Genomic DNA, 15,225 nt, shown 5'->3' with positions numbered 1-15,225 from the left:
TCCGAGGGTGTTGTCCTATAGACATAGAGTACGTTAGTCCACAAACGCTTGATCTGGCTTCGGTTGATGCGTACCTTTGCCCGCTTTTCCGAATCCGCCATCCCCTTGGAGAGCACCATGTCCGCTGATCTCGAGCATATCCGTCAAATCATGCGAGAGGCTGACTGCCTGTACACCGAAGCTGAAGTCGAGGCGGCCATCGCCCGCGTCGGTGCACAAATCAATGATCAACTGGCGGACAGCAATCCGGTGGTGTTCTGCGTGATGAACGGCGGGCTGATTTTCTCCGGCAAGCTGCTGACCTACCTGCACTTCCCGCTGGAAGCTTCCTACCTGCACGCCACCCGTTATCGCAACGAAACCAGCGGTGGTGACCTGTTCTGGAAAGCCAAGCCGGAAGTTTCGTTCATCGACCGTGACGTGCTGATCATCGATGACATCCTTGATGAAGGTCACACCCTGGGCGCGATCATCGACTTCTGTAAACACGCTGGCGCCCGCAAAGTGCACACCGCCGTGCTGATCGACAAGGACCACGACCGCAAGGCTCGCCCGGACCTGAAAGCCGATTTCGTCGGTCTGCCTTGCATCGATCGTTACATCTTTGGCTATGGCATGGACTATAAAGGCTATTGGCGTAACGCCAACGGGATCTTTGCCGTTAAAGGAATGTAAAAAATGACCGCGCCACGCTTTCTTGATCAGACGCTGTTCGCCGAGTTGGCCGAGAAAGCGGCGGCTAACCCTCGTGGGCGACAGCATCACAACTTCCATCAGATGGAAGAGGCTTGCCATCGCATGGCGGTGGGTTTGCAGCCGTCCACGTATATTCCGCCTCACCGGCATTTGGCCGAAAACAAGGCCGAAACCCTGTTAGTCCTCAAGGGCCGACTGGGTGTGTTGATCTTCGATGAGGCCGGAGCTGTGCTGAGCAAGACCGTGCTTCAGGCCGGTGGCGAGTGCGTCGGCGTGGACCTGCCCACCGGTGTGTTCCACGGTTTGGTGGTGCTGGAGGCCGACAGCCTGATGTTCGAATGCAAGGCCGGTCCCTATCGTCCGGTCGGCGAGGGTGAGTTGGCATCGTGGGCTCCGCGCGAAGGCGAGCCCGGCGTTGCCGAATATCAGGCCTGGATGCACGCGCAATTCGACTGATCGCGGCCTTCGGCAGCGCCTGCATTGGGTTGGCGAACACCCTGCAAGAGCTACCGAAGGCTGCGATCTTTTGATTTTCAACCCATGCTAGAGTGCTTGGCCCCGATTCCGGAGCCTGACATGAGCCGTTCGATCCGCTGCTGCGCCGCCCTGTTGCTGACCCTTAGCCTGCCCTTGGCTGCCGCGCCGGCGCCCATGCACAGTCAATTTCTGCCGCCGGATGACCTCACTCTGCGCAATGCCGACCCCGAACAGCAGCAACTGATGCAAGTCACTGATTATTCGGTGGTGGTCGGTGCCCAGCGTCAGTCCAATCAACAGCCGATTCCGGTCACGTCCCCATTGCTCATTCGCCTCAAGGGAAAGTCCTTGAACAAGGGCGCCACCATCAGTCAGGTGCTGGTCAACTTCGATGGCGAGAGTAAAAGCCTGAAGAAACCGGTTTATGACGAGTCGAGCAAGACTCTGATTCTCTATTACCCGATGGCTCAATACCGCGTGGTAATCGACTTGTTGCGTAACGATACGGTGTATTGCCAGTTTCTCAGCTATGCCAACGGCCATGTATGGGCCGATCTGCATACCGGCAGCGTTCGTCCGCGTTGAGCCCCGGGCCCGCACAGGGGTAAACTGCCCGCCCCGTGTAATGTCTGCGAGCTGGAGTCGGCAATGCGTAAAGATAAGAAACAAGTGATTGGTGACGAGATCGGCGATGAGCAGATCAAATTGTTCCTCGATTTCGAACCGCTCGACGCGACTTCTCCGTCCCTGCACAAACTGATCAAAGCCTATCGTGGTCTGCGCATCGATGACTTCGAGCGATTTTTGACGTTCTTTGTCGAGGCCGGTTATGACGTGAACGGCAAGGACGAGCACGGCAAGGACTTCGTTACGCTGATCCAGGATCAACGCAACGCGCCGGACTACATCGAGCTTATTGAAAAAGCGCGCGGTTAAGATCTTTCAGGCACCGCAAAAAAACGCCCCGAACTTGTAGGAGCCGGCTTGCTGGCGATCGCATCACCTCGGTCTGTCAGATCCACCGGGGTGATGCCATCGCCAGCAAGCCGGCTCCTACAGGAGCGGGGCGTTTTTCATGTGGCCCAATCAAGCGTAGCTTTCGGTCTCACTGCTGGCTTCAACCAGTTCCAGGGCGACGTTGTTCTGCGTGTTGATCTTGCTATACAGCGCAGCGTCGGTTTCCAGAACCTTTTCCCGGGCCGGGAAGATTTCTGCCAGTTTGCCAGCCCATTCGCCCTTGGTTTTACCCGGGAAGCATTTTTCGATCAGTTCCAGCATGATCGAAACCGTCACCGAAGCACCTGGCGAAGCACCCAGCAGGGCGGCAAGGGAGCCGTCCTTGGCCGCAACCAGTTCGGTGCCGAATTGCAGGACACCGCCTTTTTTCGGGTCTTTCTTGATGATCTGCACCCGTTGGCCAGCCACTTCCAGGCGCCAGTCTTCGGCTTTCGCTTCGGGATAGAAGCGACGCAGGGATTCCAGGCGCTGTTCCATGGACTGCATCACTTCGCTGACCAGGTACTTGGTCAGGTCCATGTTGTTTTTCGCCACGGCCAGCATCGGGCCGATATTGCCGGCGCGAACCGACAGCGGCAGGTCCATGAAGGAGCCGTGCTTGAGGAACTTGGTGGTGAAGCCGGCGTAAGGTCCGAACAGCAGGGATTTCTTGCCGTCGACGACACGGGTGTCCAGGTGCGGCACGGACATTGGCGGCGAACCTACGGCTGCCTGGCTGTAGACCTTGGCCTGGTGATGCTTGACCACTTCCGGGTTGTCGCAACGCAGCCACTGGCCGCTGATCGGGAAACCGCCGAAGCCTTTGCTCTCTTCGATACCCGACGCTTGCAGCAGCGGCAGTGCCGCGCCGCCAGCGCCGAGGAAGACGAATTTGGCGTCGACTTCACGGGTGTTGCCGCTGTTGACGTCTTTGATGCTGACGGTCCAGCCGGCTTTGCTGCGTTTCAGACCGGTCACACGCTTGCAGTACTTGACCTGGGCATCGGGTGCGCTGGTCAGGTGCTTGAGCAACTGGTTGGTCAGGGCGCCGAAATTGACGTCAGTACCATTGATCACTCGAGTGGCGGCCAGGGTTTCGCCAGCGTCGCGGCCAGGCATCATCAATGGCATCCACTCTGCCATCTTTGCCTTGTCTTCGGTGTATTCCATGTCCGCAAAGGCGTGGTGCTTGCTCAGCACCTTGAAGCGCTCCTTGAGGAAGGACACGCCGCTGTCGCCCTGCACGAAACTCAGGTGTGGCACCGGGCTGATAAACGATTTGCACGAGCCGAACGTGCCTTTTTTGGTCAGGTACGACCAGAACTGCTTCGACACCTCGAACTGGGTGTTGATGTGCACGGCTTTCTTGATGTCGACGGCGCCATCGGAGGACTGAGGCGTGTAATTAAGCTCACACAGTCCGGCATGACCGGTACCGGCGTTGTTCCACGGGTTCGAACTCTCCGCAGCACCGGAATCCATCAGCTCGACGACTTCCAGCTTGATCGCGGGGTCGAGCTCTTTGAGCAGTACTGCAAGGGTGGCACTCATGATGCCGGCCCCAACCAGTACTACGTCGACTGCTTCGTTATGCGCCATTTAACGCGTCTCCAAAATCTGCAGCACCAAATTGACGGCATGGCTGCCAGGAGTGACGGGGCTTGTCAGTGTTGCCCCAAGTACCCATGGCAGGATCGCCATGTCCGAATCTTCGCAATTTTTTGCAACTTCGACGGACGCTACCTGCCGGGTCTACCAAGAGTCCTAATGAACTCATTTCAACGAGCAGCTGGCAATTCGACTTATGGTCGATACATCCGCTTGTGCAACCAAATCCGTAGCGGACAGGCTTCAGGCTCCGGTGTTCGCGGAATACTCGGTCCTGTGTCGTTGGGCTGTTGTAGACGCTAATGGTGCATATTCAGACGCAAAACTATTCATTTGCTCGCCACACTCTTGTGAAGTTGTGAAAACCCGTTTTTTTCACGCTCTTTTGAAGACGTGAACCTCAAAAAGGGCTGTCCAAGCCTGGCACCGTGCCCGGATGGATTGCCGCCATGGGCTACATGGCAGGCAAAACGGGCAAACAGCTCAGTGACCGAGCGTAATGACAGCTCTGCAGATTCGCGAAAAGTGGAGGTTTTGCTCAACAAAACAGCAAGCGCGCCAGCTTCACTCGATCTGTGTGGGCGGCTCTCTGTGGGCGGTGCGGGGTGTCAATACAAGCGCATTGACGATGCTGCGAGGCCCGATCAGGAGACGTCCTTATAATCGGGGGGAGATTGTATCTAAGAAACGCAGGGAAATGGTCGTGTTTAATGACTTTTATTAGGCGTTCGGTCAGGTGGTCATCAGATGATGCACCCGTGACCGCGTTTGGCGCTGAACGACACGGGCGCTCGCGGGCAGAGGCTGTTGCAGCCAGTTAAGGCGGATTTCTTCGATTTCGACCCAGCCTTCACCGCTCGGCCGCAGGTTGCATTGCTTGAATGCCTGACAATAGCCGTTGCGGTCGAGCAGGGCGAAACAGCGATGCCGCGGGCGTGGAGCGAACAGTGAAATCAGATAACGCATAGAGAAGTACCTTTTGAGTTTCTGAAATAAAGAATGAGCGCAAGCCGTTACGTGCAAGTGTATGGGGGGTGACATCTGCATGACAGGCGTTGCGGTCTGAAGGGGTTGTCAGAAATTTCAACAAACAGTGTGGGGTGCTGGTTCGTCGCAGTGGCGCACCGCTATACTGCCCCCCTGTTTGTGCCTGATTCTGGAGAGAAGAGCATGTTGCAACGTCTGTTGTTCGGTTTGATCACTGTGACCAGTTTGACCCTGGTCGGCTGCGCCCACAGCCCGCAACAACTGAACCCGGAACCCAAGCTGACCACTCAACTGGCGCCGGTCGGCCATGGTCAGCCTGTGGTGGTGCGAGTGGTGGACGGTCGCCCATCGCCGACTCTGGGCACCCGTGGCGGTCTGTATCCGGAGACCAGCGCAATCACCGTGCAGGGCGCGCAGATTCTGCCGAAATTGCAGGCTCAGGCTGAAGCGGCCGTGCGCCTTTTGGGCTTTACGCCGACTTCCAATGCGATGAATGCCCCGCAAATCACCGTGACTCTGGCGGAATTGAAGTATCAGTCGCCCAAAGAAGGCATGTATGTGACCGAGGCGACCATTGGTGCGACGTTCCGCTCCGATGTGCAGAATGCCAATCGCCGTTACAGCGGTCGTTATGGTGCGTCCCTGGACCAGCGTTTCGGCATGGCGCCGAACCAGGAAACCAACACCAAACTGGTCAGCGATGTGTTGAGCGATGCCTTGACCCGTCTGTTCAAGGATCCGACTGTGGGTCAGGTGCTCGGCGAGTAATGCGAGCCCCGTAGGAGCTGCCGCAGGCTGCGATCTTCTGATCTTGTCTTGAAATAAAAGATCGCAGCCTGCGGCAGCTCCTACAGCAGCCCTTGCGGTCGGTTTTCAGGCCGCTTGCGATGGGTGCCATTGGTCAATTGATTTGTTGTTTGTCGCAAAGGGGAGGGCAGGCTTGAGGGCTTTGGGTAGAATCCGCGCCGCGGGTCGTCGGTGTGGCGCCTGCCTACCTGTTTAGCTTGAGGCTTGTGATGTCGCTGCATTTGATGACGCTGTTTTCCGCCCATCCCGCCAAACTGATCAATCTGCTGGCCCTGCTCTTTGCCTTTCCGGGCGGCTGGTTGCTGCACGCTACCCGTCGCCGCGAACAGCGCGCGATGGCGAGTCTTCAAGCGCAGCGCCAAAGCCGTCCCAACGCAGAGCCGACGCTGGATTGGGCAACCCTGCGCATGAACCGGTTTTTCTACATCTTCGGTTTTGCCTGCATGGCGCTGGCACTTTTGGTGTCGTGGATCAGCACGCAGGTTTAAATTTGTGAAGTAAAAGATCGCAGCCTGCGGCAGCTCCTACAGAAGCTGCCGCAGGCTGCGATTTTTTCGTTTAGAGCGGTAATCCAGCCTTGACCCGATACTGATTGCGCACCGGCGTTGCGTATTGCAGCACCAGGAACGGACGATGCTCCTCGGGGCAAGCCTCAAGGCGCTGCTGCCATTGCTCCTGAGCCTTTGCCAGCTCGTCGGTTGCAAACATCTCTGCAGCTTTTGGCACCGTCAATTGCGGGTCAGCGTCTTTCCACATGGCGTAGGCCAGGTAGTGCACCGGGAACAGGCGATACCCACCTAAAATCTGCTTGTCCATCTCGACCGCCAATTGCTTGGTGTCATCGAACAGTTCAGTGATTGGTGCGGCAAAATTCACGTGGACACGGCCCTTGTAGCCGGTAATGCCTTTGGCAATGCTCACATCATCCTCGCCCGGCACCTTGGTATAGCTGCCGGTGGTGGCGCGGATATACAGCTCGCGGGCCTTGGCCTGATCGCAGGGGTCGTATTCGTAGCTGATCGATACCGGGGTGAGGTTCAGCGAACGGATAACCTCGCCGAACGGCTCGTCCTTGCGGCTCATGTGGAACATCTTGAGGATCGCCGACTCGGTGCGGTCGTCGCCGTCCTTCGCGCGACCTTCAGCCTGGGCGATCCAGATCGAGGCGCAATCGTTGCGGATCGAATGGTTGATGTACGCCGACAACAGCTGATACGCCGCCATTTTTTCACGACGCCCGGTGATCGAGCGGTGCACGATAAAGCTCTTGTTCAGGCGCATCAGGTCGCTGACAAAAGGCTTTTGCAGAAGGTTGTCGCCGATGGCGATACGCGGTGTCGGCAGGCCTGCGTGATACACGGCGTAGTTGACGAAGGCCGGGTCCATTACGATGTCACGGTGATTGGCTATGAACAGGTAAGCGCTGCCGGATTTGAACTGCTCGACACCGGTATAGGTAACGCCGTCCGTTGCGCGCTCGATGGTGTGGTCGACGTAAACCTCGACTTTGTCCTGCAGCGTAGCGACCGAATGGACGCCGGCGAACTCACGGCGCAAACGATGAGCTATAAGAGGTTTGAGTGCCCAGCCTAAAGCGCCGGCAAAGCGCGGGAAGCGAAAGTGGGTGAGGATATCTAGAAACGCCTTGTCGCCGAGCAGCCGGTCCAGCACCGCTGGGACTTCGCTGTCGTCGTAAGGTCGGATGGCATCGAATTCGCCCATCATGCTCTCTTGTTAGAAACGGCTAGGGTAAGTAAAGGATCTGATCAAAAACCGGCGGGGTACGGTCTGAAAAAGTAGCCAGACAAAAATAGCCCTGCAAATAGACCGGCGATTATACGCACAAGTCACCTGGGAGACCGCGATGCTGGAAACTGCGCAGTATGAATGTCCGTATTGTGGTGAGGAGGTCGAGACGACGCTGGATTTGTCCGGTGGCGATCAGACCTATATCGAGGACTGCCAGGTGTGTTGCCGGCCGATAACGTTTGTACTGCAAGTGCATGAAGAGGAATGGCATCTCGAAGTTTTCAGTGAAAACGAGTGAGGGGCGTCTATGCAGCGCATTTACGAACCGGAAAACCTGATGGAAGGCGAGTTGCTGCAAGGCATGCTGGCCAGTGAGGGTGTCGAAGCGCATCTGGTGGGCCGTGATCTGGTGGGCGCCACCGGTGAATTGCCGATCTTCGGCCTGCTGGGCCTTGCGGTGGACAACGATCAGGCCGAATACGCCCGTGAGCTGATCAGTGCGTACAATGCCGCACTGCCCCTGTCCGGCGATGAGCCGGACAGCTTCCCCGGCACGCTGGTCTGTTAGGCTGGCGTTCGTTTGATCAAGAGTTGTGCTGCCCCATGTGTGGACGTTATGCCTTGTTTCGCTGGAATCGCGACTTCGCGACCCTGCCCGGATTTCCCGCCGATCAGCAGGCACAGTGGAACATTTCCCCCAATGATTCGGTGTTGATGCTGCGCGCAGGCCTCGACGGCCAGCGTGAACTGGCTCGCGCCCGTTGGGGCCTGACACCACCGTGGCTGACGGATTTGTCCCGCACTCCGGCGCATGCCCGCGCCGAAACCGTTGCCGAGCAACCGATGTTTCGCCAGGCCTTGCGTGAGCGGCGTTGTCTGCTGCCGGCCAACGGTTTCTACGAGTGGCGCGGTACAACGCGCAAGCGGCCCTTCTGGTTAACACCGGGGGAGGGCTCGTCGCTGTTTTTCGCTGCGATCTGGGAAGCGTATCCGGTGCAGGAGCAAGTGTGGTTGAGCACTGCAGTGATTACTCAGCCGGCGGCTAGTCAGCGTCGACCATTGATCCTCGATGAGGCGGGGCAGGCAGCGTGGCTTGATCCCGAGACGCCGCTGTACGCGCTGCAAGCCTTGCTGGCCAGTGAGCCTGTAGCGTTGCGCGAGCGGGTGCTGGCCAACATGGTCAACGATCCGAAGCTCAACGGACCGGAGTGTCTGACACCGGGTTGAGGGGGCGAAAAAATTGCAGCCGGCGCCAGCTTACGAATTTTTTCTGCGTTGATGAGAGCTTTGCCTGAAAAAGGCGTCTTATTTCTTGTGTATCTGGCGTCGATACATTTCCACGCCTAGGATACGCGGCATGTTTTCAGGGAGTTTTTCGATGAACAAGACTTTGATTATCAGTGCACTGAGCGCAGCGCTGCTGCTGGCCGGTTGTCAGTCGGTCAACACCACCAGCGGCGGTGCGGTGGGCGTTGAGCGCAAGCAATACATGTTCAGCATGCTGTCTTCGCAAGAAGTCGACCAGATGTACGCCCAGTCGTATCAAAAGACAGTAGGCGAAGCGACGAGCAAGGGCGTGCTGGACAAGACCAGCAGTGAAGCCAAGCGTGTACAGCAGATTGCCGACCGACTGATTGCTCAGGCGCCGACATTTCGTCCGGACGCGGCCCAGTGGAACTGGGAGGTCAACCTGATCAAGAGCGATGAACTCAACGCCAACTGCGGTCCTGGCGGCAAGATCATTTTCTACACCGGGCTGATCGACAAGCTGCAGCTGACTGACGATGAAATCGCCGCGGTCATGGGCCATGAAATTGCCCACGCCCTGCGCGAGCACGGTCGTGAAGCGATGTCCAAGGCTTATGGCATTGAAATGGCCAAGCAGGGCGCGGGCGCCTTGCTTGGATTGGGTCAGGACAGCCTGGCCCTGGCAGACGCCGTGGCCAACTACGGCATGACCTTGCCCAACAGTCGCGCCAATGAAAACGAGGCAGACCTGATCGGTCTCGAACTGGCCGCCCGCGCAGGTTATAACCCGAATGCCGCGATCACCTTGTGGAACAAAATGAGCAAGGCCTCGGAAGGTTCGCCACCGGAGTTCATGAGCACTCACCCGGCGTCGTCGAGCAGGATTGCGGCGTTGCAGGCCGCGATCCCGAAAGTGATGCCGTTGTACGAGCAAGCCAGGAAGTCCTGATCGTCTTGCGGTGAGGCTGTTGGCTTCATCGCGAGCGGGCTCCTGTGGGCGAGCCTGCTCGCGATGAACGATAACCCCGGTCTATCGACCTAAACCGTCAAACCCACCCACTGCTCTGCATCGCCTTGTACACCGCCACAATCGCCAGAATGAAGAACGCCGACGCCGCCAGTCGACGGATCAGCGTCAGGGGCAGTTTGTCTGCGGCAAAATTACCTGCCAGTACCACCGGTACGTTGGCGATCAGCATGCCAAGGGTGGTGCCGATGATCACTAGCCACAGTTCCGGGTACTGTGCGGCCAGCATCACGGTCGCGATCTGGGTCTTGTCGCCGATTTCCGCGAGAAAGAAGGCAATCAGGGTGGTCAGGAATGGCCCGAACTTGCGCGCGGTGCTGGCTTCGTCGTCATCCATCTTGTCCGGTACCAGAGTCCACAGCGCAGTGGCGGCGAAGCTCACAGCCAGGATCCAGTGCAGCATCGTATCGGAGAAGAAACCGCCGACCCACGCGCCGACCGCACCGGCTGCCGCGTGGTTGGCCAGCGTTGCGGCGACGATGCCGGCGATGATCGGCCAGGGCTTGCGGAAGCGGGCAGCAAGAATGAGCGCGAGCAGTTGCGTCTTGTCGCCGATTTCGGCCAAGGCAACGATTGCGGTGGGTACGAGTAGTGAATCCAGCATCAGGGGTTTTCCTAAGGGGCGGGTCGACACGGCTATGACACGTACAGCCTTCCCGCCCCGGGTAAGGTGTGCGTGTCATAGGTCTTGTCAAACCCTGCGAACCGTCTGATGCGGTCGCTTGGGTCGCATACGCCATGGTCTGAGGACCAAGTATGTTGACGTATGCCGGACGAGCATGGCGCTCGTGGGAGACTACTCCCCTAGGACGGAGCGGATTCTGCCTTTGCAAAACCCATTCGGCAAGCCTTCTTTTTCAAAAGAGGGTCTATCCGCGCTTGGCCCGGTATATCCGGAATCCTTGACCTTCGGCCTTGATTGCGCAAACACCGAGATGCTCTTCTATCAACGGTTGGTACTTCAGGAAGCTATTGGCTACCAAACGTAGTTCGCCACCGTTTTTCAGATGTTTGGCTGCTTTTCGCAGCAAATTTTCGGTAGCGAAATAATCGGTGTGGACGCCGACATGGAACGGCGGGTTGCTCAGAATGGCGCTCAAACCCATGGGCGCGGCATCGATGCCGTCGCCGGTAATCACGTCCGCTTCCAGGCCGTTGGCGGCCAGCGTCAGGCGGCTGCTGGCGGCGGCAAATGCGTCGACGTCGAGCAAAGTGACCTGATTGTGTGGGTATCGACGCTTTACGGCGGCGCCTAGAACGCCCGCGCCGCAACCGAAGTCGAGCAAGTGGCCACTGGGCAGTTTGTCCAGGTGTTCCAGCAGCAAAGCGCTGCCGCGATCCAGGCGACCGTGACTGAAAACACCTGGCAGGCTGATGACTTTCAACGGACCTTCGGCCAGCGGTAATTCATAGGTCTGGGCCAGGCTTTCCAGCGGTTTGGCTTCAGGCGCGTTAGCCACAGAGACTAACCACAGCTGGCAATGCCGTGCGCTGTCGAGCTTGCGCGGCTTGCCGAACGGATTGAGTTGCTTGGCAGCGCCTTCGATGCCGCTTTTTTTCTCACCGACCAGGTAGAGCTCGCGGCCGGCCAGGCGCGAGGCGAGGGCATTGAGGATGTAGTCCGTCAGATCCTTGGACTTGGGTAGAAACACCACGGCGCTATCAAATTCGCGTTCAGGGGCGTTCACACCAAAATGGCTGCGTTCGGCAAAGCGCCCGTCCAGGGCGGCCTGATCGCCGGCATGCCAGCACCAACCGTGAGCGTCGGGCAGGCGGCCGAGCAAATCATCGGCGGGCAAACCGGCCAACAACACCGAACCCTGGAATAAGTCGGCCTGACGAAGCAGTACTTCACTGCGCGGATCCATAACTGCTCCTGTGGAAAAAAGTGCCGCAGTTTATCAACTGACGACCCGCAGCGCCTTACCGCTGAAGTATCCCAAGGCGTTTTCAGTCACTTGACCCACGATCCGCTGGCGCGCTTCGCGACTGCCCCAAGCGTTGTGCGGGGTAACGATCAGGCGTGGGATATCGTCGGCCAACAGTGGATTGCCGTTGATCGGAGGCTCGACACTTAATACGTCGGTGGCGGCTCCGCCCAGATGACCGTTGCGCAAGGCGTCAGCCAGGGCTTGTTCGTCGATCAGACCGCCGCGCGCCGTGTTGAGCACGAATGCGCCGGGCTTCATGGATGCCAGTTCCCGGGCACCGATGAAGTGCCGGGTGTGTTCGTTGAGCGGGCAGTGCAGGGTCAGCGCGTCAATCTGTGGCAGCAGCTCTTCCAGCGGCAAACGGTCCGGCCGGGCAGGGCGCCCCGGAATCTGTCCGAGCAGCACGCGCATGCCGAACGCTTCGGCCAGTCGCGCAACTGCGCCACCCAGTTCGCCGTGTCCCAGCAAACCGAGGGTTTTACCTTCGAGTTCGACAATCGGGTAATCCAGCAAACAGAACTGTTTGGCCTGTTGCCAGCGCCCTTCACCGACGGCTTTCTGATAATCGGCCAGGCGTGTGGCCAGGTTGAGCAGCAGCATGATGGTGTGCTGTGCGACCGACGGCGTGCCGTAACCCTGGCAATTGCACACGGTAATCCCGTGGGCACGGGCGGCGGCGAGGTCGACGTTGTTGGTGCCGGTGGCCGTGATCAGGATCAGCTTGAGATCAGGGCTGGCAGCCATGGCGGCGGCATCGATGACAATTTTGTTGCTGATGGCAACGGTGGCGCCCTTGAGGTGATCGATCACTTGATCCGGCAAGGTCTGGGGGAACAACTGCAAATCGCTGAAGCAATCGCGTAACGGTCTGAGGTCAAGGTCACCGAGGTCCAGGGACGGATGGTCGAGGAAAACGGCGCGGCGAGTGTTCGTCATCAACTGTACCTTTTGTGCAATGAACTGAAGGCGTAATCTGCCGAGCCTACCAGATGAAATAAATAGTTACGCTTGGCCTAAAGGAGCCCCACATGTACTGGACAGAGTTCTTGACCGTTGCCCTGATTCACTTGCTGGCGGTGGCCAGCCCCGGCCCGGACTTTGCCGTGGTGGTACGTGAAAGTGTTACTCACGGCCGGCGCGCTGGCACCTGGACTGCGCTGGGTGTGGGAACCGCAATTTTCCTGCACGTCGGTTATTCGCTTCTGGGCATCGGACTGATCGTCTCCCAGTCGATCATGCTGTTCAACGCGTTGAAGTGGGCCGCCGCCGCTTACCTGCTGTACATCGGTTTCAAGGCGCTGCGAGCGCAACCGGCCAAACCTGTGGCGGACGATTTGCACAAGGAAGCTGGCGAGCGCACTGCGCGTGGCGCTTTCACCTCAGGTTTCGTTACCAACGGTCTTAACCCGAAAGCCACGCTTTTCTTCCTCTCGCTGTTCACCGTGGTCATCAACCCCCACACACCGCTTGCGGTGCAGGCCGGCTATGGCGTTTATCTGGCGGTGGCAACGGCGATCTGGTTCTGCCTGGTGGCCATGCTGTTCAGCCAGCAGCGCGTACGCGCCGGTTTTGCCCGCATGGGGCACTGGTTCGACCGGACGATGGGCGCGGTGCTGATCGCGATTGGCGTGAAACTCGCGTTTACCGAGATGCACTGATCAATCACACATCCCCTACGATGAAAGTCAACGAATGCTGGCGCAACGCTAGCATTTGTGCGGCTCTGCAAATCATTCCTTTGGCTGATTTGGCTGGCGATCAAGGGCACTACAGTGCTTACTTTCAGCCAAGACCGTGCAGTCAGAAAAAGGGATTCTTATGTTGCAGACTCGCGTTATCCCCCCAGCCGAAGGCGCTTACCAGTATCCGCTGCTGATCAAACGGTTGCTGATGTCCGGTGCCCGTTATGAGAAAACCCGCGAGATCATCTACCGCGACCAGTTGCGGTACAGCTATCCGACCCTGATCGAACGGGTGGCGCGTTTGGCCAACGTGTTGACGGCAGCCGGCGTCAAAGCCGGGGATACCGTGGCGGTCATGGATTGGGATAGTCATCGTTACCTGGAATGCATGTTCGCCATTCCGATGATCGGTGCCGTTATCCACACCATCAACGTGCGCCTGTCACCGGAACAGATTCTCTACACCATGAACCACGCCGAGGACCGCTTCGTGCTGGTCAACAGCGAGTTCACCGGGCTGTACAACGCGATTGCGGGACACCTGACCACGGTCGAAAAAACCGTGCTGCTGACCGATCTGCCGGAAAAGACCGCGGATCTGCCCAACCTCATCGGCGAATACGAGCAGCTCCTGGCTGCCGCGAGTCCACAGTACGACTTCCAGGATTTCGACGAGAATTCTGTCGCGACCACGTTCTATACCACCGGCACCACGGGCAACCCCAAAGGCGTGTACTTCACCCATCGGCAACTGGTGCTGCATACCATGGGCGTTTCGACCATCATGGGCGCGATCGACAGTGTCCGCCTGCTGGGTACCAACGATGTGTACATGCCGATCACTCCGATGTTCCACGTGCATGCCTGGGGCTTGCCGTATGTGGCGACCATGCTCGGCCTCAAGCAGGTATATCCGGGGCGCTATGAACCGGAATATCTGGTGGAGCTGTGGCGTAAAGAGAAGGTCACCTTTTCCCATTGCGTCCCGACCATTTTGCAGATGGTCCTCAACGCCAAGGCTGCACAAAACACCGACTTCGGCGGCTGGAAGATTGTCATCGGCGGCAGCGCGCTGAACCGCACTTTGTATGAAGCAGCCAAGGCCAAGGGCATCCAGCTGACCGCGGCTTATGGCATGTCGGAAACCGGGCCGCTGGTGTCATGCGCGCACCTCAACGATGAATTGATGGCTGGCAGCGAAGACGAGCGCACCACCTACCGTATCAAGGCCGGTGTGCCTGGGCCATTGGTGGAGGCGGCGATTGTCGATACCGAGGGTAATTTCCTGCCGGCCGATGGCGAAACCCAGGGCGAACTGGTGTTGCGTGCGCCATGGCTCACCGAGGGCTATTTCAACGAGCCGCAAAAAGGTGCCGAACTCTGGGCCGGGGGCTGGTTGCATACAGGGGACGTAGCGACTCTGGACAGCATGGGCGTGATCGACATCCGTGATCGCATCAAAGACGTGATCAAGACCGGTGGCGAGTGGATTTCCTCCCTGGACCTGGAGGACCTGATCAGTCGTCATGCGGCGGTACGCGAAGTAGCAGTGGTTGGCATCGCCGATCCGCAGTGGGGTGAGCGACCGTTTGCTTTGGTGGTGCTTCGTGAGGGGCAACAAATCGGGGCCCGGGAGCTCAAGGAACACCTCAAGCCTTTTGTGGAATTGGGGCACCTGAGCAAGTGGGCTATTCCGAGTCAGATCGCCCTTGTTACTGAAATTCCCAAGACCAGCGTCGGTAAACTCGACAAGAAGAAAATTCGCGTCGATATCACCGAATGGCAAGCCACCAACAGTACCTTCCTCTCGACGCTTTAAGCGTCTGCTGGCGTGCCCGAAAAGGCACGCCAAGCCCACCAAGCAAGCGCTTGGCTTGTCAAATTTCTATTTTCAGCCATCCTAGCCGGGCCGACGGGTGTCGGATTGGCGAAAGGACTGTTCCAGAGTGGTTGGCGGGTGCAAATCACACTTTAGAGGGATCAAGCAGTACTACCTGCTGGCTATAGTCCGTTCAAG

At 58.2% G+C, this 15,225-nt stretch carries 18 protein-coding genes and 1 riboswitch; of the genes, 12 read left to right on the top strand and 6 right to left on the bottom strand.

Going from position 1 to position 15,225, the window contains the following annotated elements; all coding sequences use genetic code 11:
* The first annotated feature begins 117 nt into the window (after window positions 1-117).
* From QMK58_RS25090 to QMK58_RS25075, 4 genes are all read left to right on the top strand, one after another.
* Window positions 118-675 (top strand): hypoxanthine-guanine phosphoribosyltransferase, encoded by a 558-nt coding sequence (locus tag QMK58_RS25090; protein WP_008045996.1) that lies wholly within the window; start codon window positions 118-120, stop codon window positions 673-675.
* A 3-nt stretch (window positions 676-678) separates the two neighbouring features.
* A complete protein-coding gene (locus tag QMK58_RS25085; protein ID WP_053159677.1) occupies window positions 679-1,152 on the top strand; it encodes a WbuC family cupin fold metalloprotein in 474 nt (157 codons plus the stop codon).
* Window positions 1,153-1,272: 120 nt separating this feature from the next.
* Window positions 1,273-1,758, top strand: a complete 486-nt coding sequence (locus tag QMK58_RS25080) for a hypothetical protein (RefSeq protein WP_053159675.1) — start codon at window positions 1,273-1,275, stop codon at window positions 1,756-1,758.
* Window positions 1,759-1,821: 63 nt separating this feature from the next.
* A complete protein-coding gene (locus QMK58_RS25075; protein WP_053159673.1) occupies window positions 1,822-2,109 on the top strand; it encodes a PA4642 family protein in 288 nt (95 codons plus the stop codon).
* A gap of 150 nt (window positions 2,110-2,259) precedes the next feature.
* On the opposite strand, the gene mqo is transcribed toward QMK58_RS25075, so the two are convergent.
* On the bottom strand, window positions 2,260-3,768 hold the full coding sequence (gene mqo, locus QMK58_RS25070) for a malate dehydrogenase (quinone) (protein ID WP_053159671.1): 1,509 nt from the start codon (window positions 3,766-3,768) through the stop codon (window positions 2,260-2,262).
* A gap of 741 nt (window positions 3,769-4,509) precedes the next feature.
* The gene (locus QMK58_RS25065; RefSeq protein ID WP_053159670.1) at window positions 4,510-4,743 is read right to left on the bottom strand and encodes a hypothetical protein; all 234 of its coding nucleotides are present in this window, start codon (window positions 4,741-4,743) and stop codon (window positions 4,510-4,512) included.
* 204 nt (window positions 4,744-4,947) lie between these two features.
* On the opposite strand from QMK58_RS25065, the gene QMK58_RS25060 reads away from it, so the two are divergent.
* Entirely contained in the window at window positions 4,948-5,532 is a 585-nt protein-coding gene (locus QMK58_RS25060) for a YajG family lipoprotein (protein ID WP_053159669.1), read from the top strand.
* 248 nt (window positions 5,533-5,780) lie between these two features.
* Window positions 5,781-6,059, top strand: coding sequence for a hypothetical protein (locus QMK58_RS25055; RefSeq protein ID WP_320396563.1), 279 nt, complete (start codon window positions 5,781-5,783; stop codon window positions 6,057-6,059).
* Window positions 6,060-6,129: 70 nt separating this feature from the next.
* Here the strand turns inward: QMK58_RS25055 and QMK58_RS25050 are convergent, their stop codons facing one another.
* On the bottom strand, window positions 6,130-7,296 hold the full coding sequence (locus QMK58_RS25050) for a 1-acyl-sn-glycerol-3-phosphate acyltransferase (protein ID WP_053159664.1): 1,167 nt from the start codon (window positions 7,294-7,296) through the stop codon (window positions 6,130-6,132).
* A 139-nt stretch (window positions 7,297-7,435) separates the two neighbouring features.
* On the opposite strand from QMK58_RS25050, the gene QMK58_RS25045 reads away from it, so the two are divergent.
* From QMK58_RS25045 to QMK58_RS25030, 4 genes are all read left to right on the top strand, one after another.
* Entirely contained in the window at window positions 7,436-7,618 is a 183-nt protein-coding gene (locus tag QMK58_RS25045; RefSeq protein ID WP_053159662.1) for a CPXCG motif-containing cysteine-rich protein, read from the top strand.
* Window positions 7,619-7,627: 9 nt separating this feature from the next.
* On the top strand, window positions 7,628-7,888 hold the full coding sequence (locus QMK58_RS25040; protein ID WP_053159660.1) for a putative signal transducing protein: 261 nt from the start codon (window positions 7,628-7,630) through the stop codon (window positions 7,886-7,888).
* A 35-nt stretch (window positions 7,889-7,923) separates the two neighbouring features.
* Window positions 7,924-8,547, top strand: a complete 624-nt coding sequence (locus tag QMK58_RS25035) for an SOS response-associated peptidase (protein WP_053159658.1) — start codon at window positions 7,924-7,926, stop codon at window positions 8,545-8,547.
* Between the two features lie 151 nt (window positions 8,548-8,698).
* Window positions 8,699-9,517 carry a M48 family metallopeptidase gene (locus QMK58_RS25030; RefSeq protein WP_053159656.1) on the top strand — a complete coding sequence of 273 codons (819 nt, stop codon included), beginning with the start codon at window positions 8,699-8,701 and terminating at the stop codon, window positions 9,515-9,517.
* Between the two features lie 97 nt (window positions 9,518-9,614).
* On the opposite strand, the gene QMK58_RS25025 is transcribed toward QMK58_RS25030, so the two are convergent.
* The 3 genes from QMK58_RS25025 to QMK58_RS25015 all read right to left on the bottom strand — a co-directional run bounded on the left by QMK58_RS25025 (window position 9,615) and on the right by QMK58_RS25015 (window position 12,462).
* Window positions 9,615-10,199 (bottom strand): TMEM165/GDT1 family protein, encoded by a 585-nt coding sequence (locus tag QMK58_RS25025; protein WP_053159654.1) that lies wholly within the window; start codon window positions 10,197-10,199, stop codon window positions 9,615-9,617.
* A gap of 90 nt (window positions 10,200-10,289) precedes the next feature.
* Window positions 10,290-10,412, bottom strand: a riboswitch (yybP-ykoY riboswitch).
* A gap of 52 nt (window positions 10,413-10,464) precedes the next feature.
* The gene (locus QMK58_RS25020; RefSeq protein ID WP_053159652.1) at window positions 10,465-11,463 is read right to left on the bottom strand and encodes a class I SAM-dependent methyltransferase; all 999 of its coding nucleotides are present in this window, start codon (window positions 11,461-11,463) and stop codon (window positions 10,465-10,467) included.
* Between the two features lie 33 nt (window positions 11,464-11,496).
* A complete protein-coding gene (locus QMK58_RS25015) occupies window positions 11,497-12,462 on the bottom strand; it encodes a 2-hydroxyacid dehydrogenase (protein ID WP_053159650.1) in 966 nt (321 codons plus the stop codon).
* Between the two features lie 92 nt (window positions 12,463-12,554).
* Here QMK58_RS25015 and QMK58_RS25010 point away from each other — a divergent pair, with 92 nt between their 5' ends.
* Window positions 12,555-13,184 (top strand): LysE family translocator, encoded by a 630-nt coding sequence (locus QMK58_RS25010; RefSeq protein WP_053159648.1) that lies wholly within the window; start codon window positions 12,555-12,557, stop codon window positions 13,182-13,184.
* A 160-nt stretch (window positions 13,185-13,344) separates the two neighbouring features.
* Window positions 13,345-15,027 (top strand): fatty acid--CoA ligase, encoded by a 1,683-nt coding sequence (locus tag QMK58_RS25005; protein ID WP_053159646.1) that lies wholly within the window; start codon window positions 13,345-13,347, stop codon window positions 15,025-15,027.
* Window positions 15,028-15,225: the final 198 nt, after the last annotated feature.

Source organism: Pseudomonas sp. P8_241 (assembly GCF_034008315.1).
Lineage (GTDB): Bacteria > Pseudomonadota > Gammaproteobacteria > Pseudomonadales > Pseudomonadaceae > Aquipseudomonas.
This window is presented reverse-complemented; position numbering and strand designations above follow the sequence as displayed.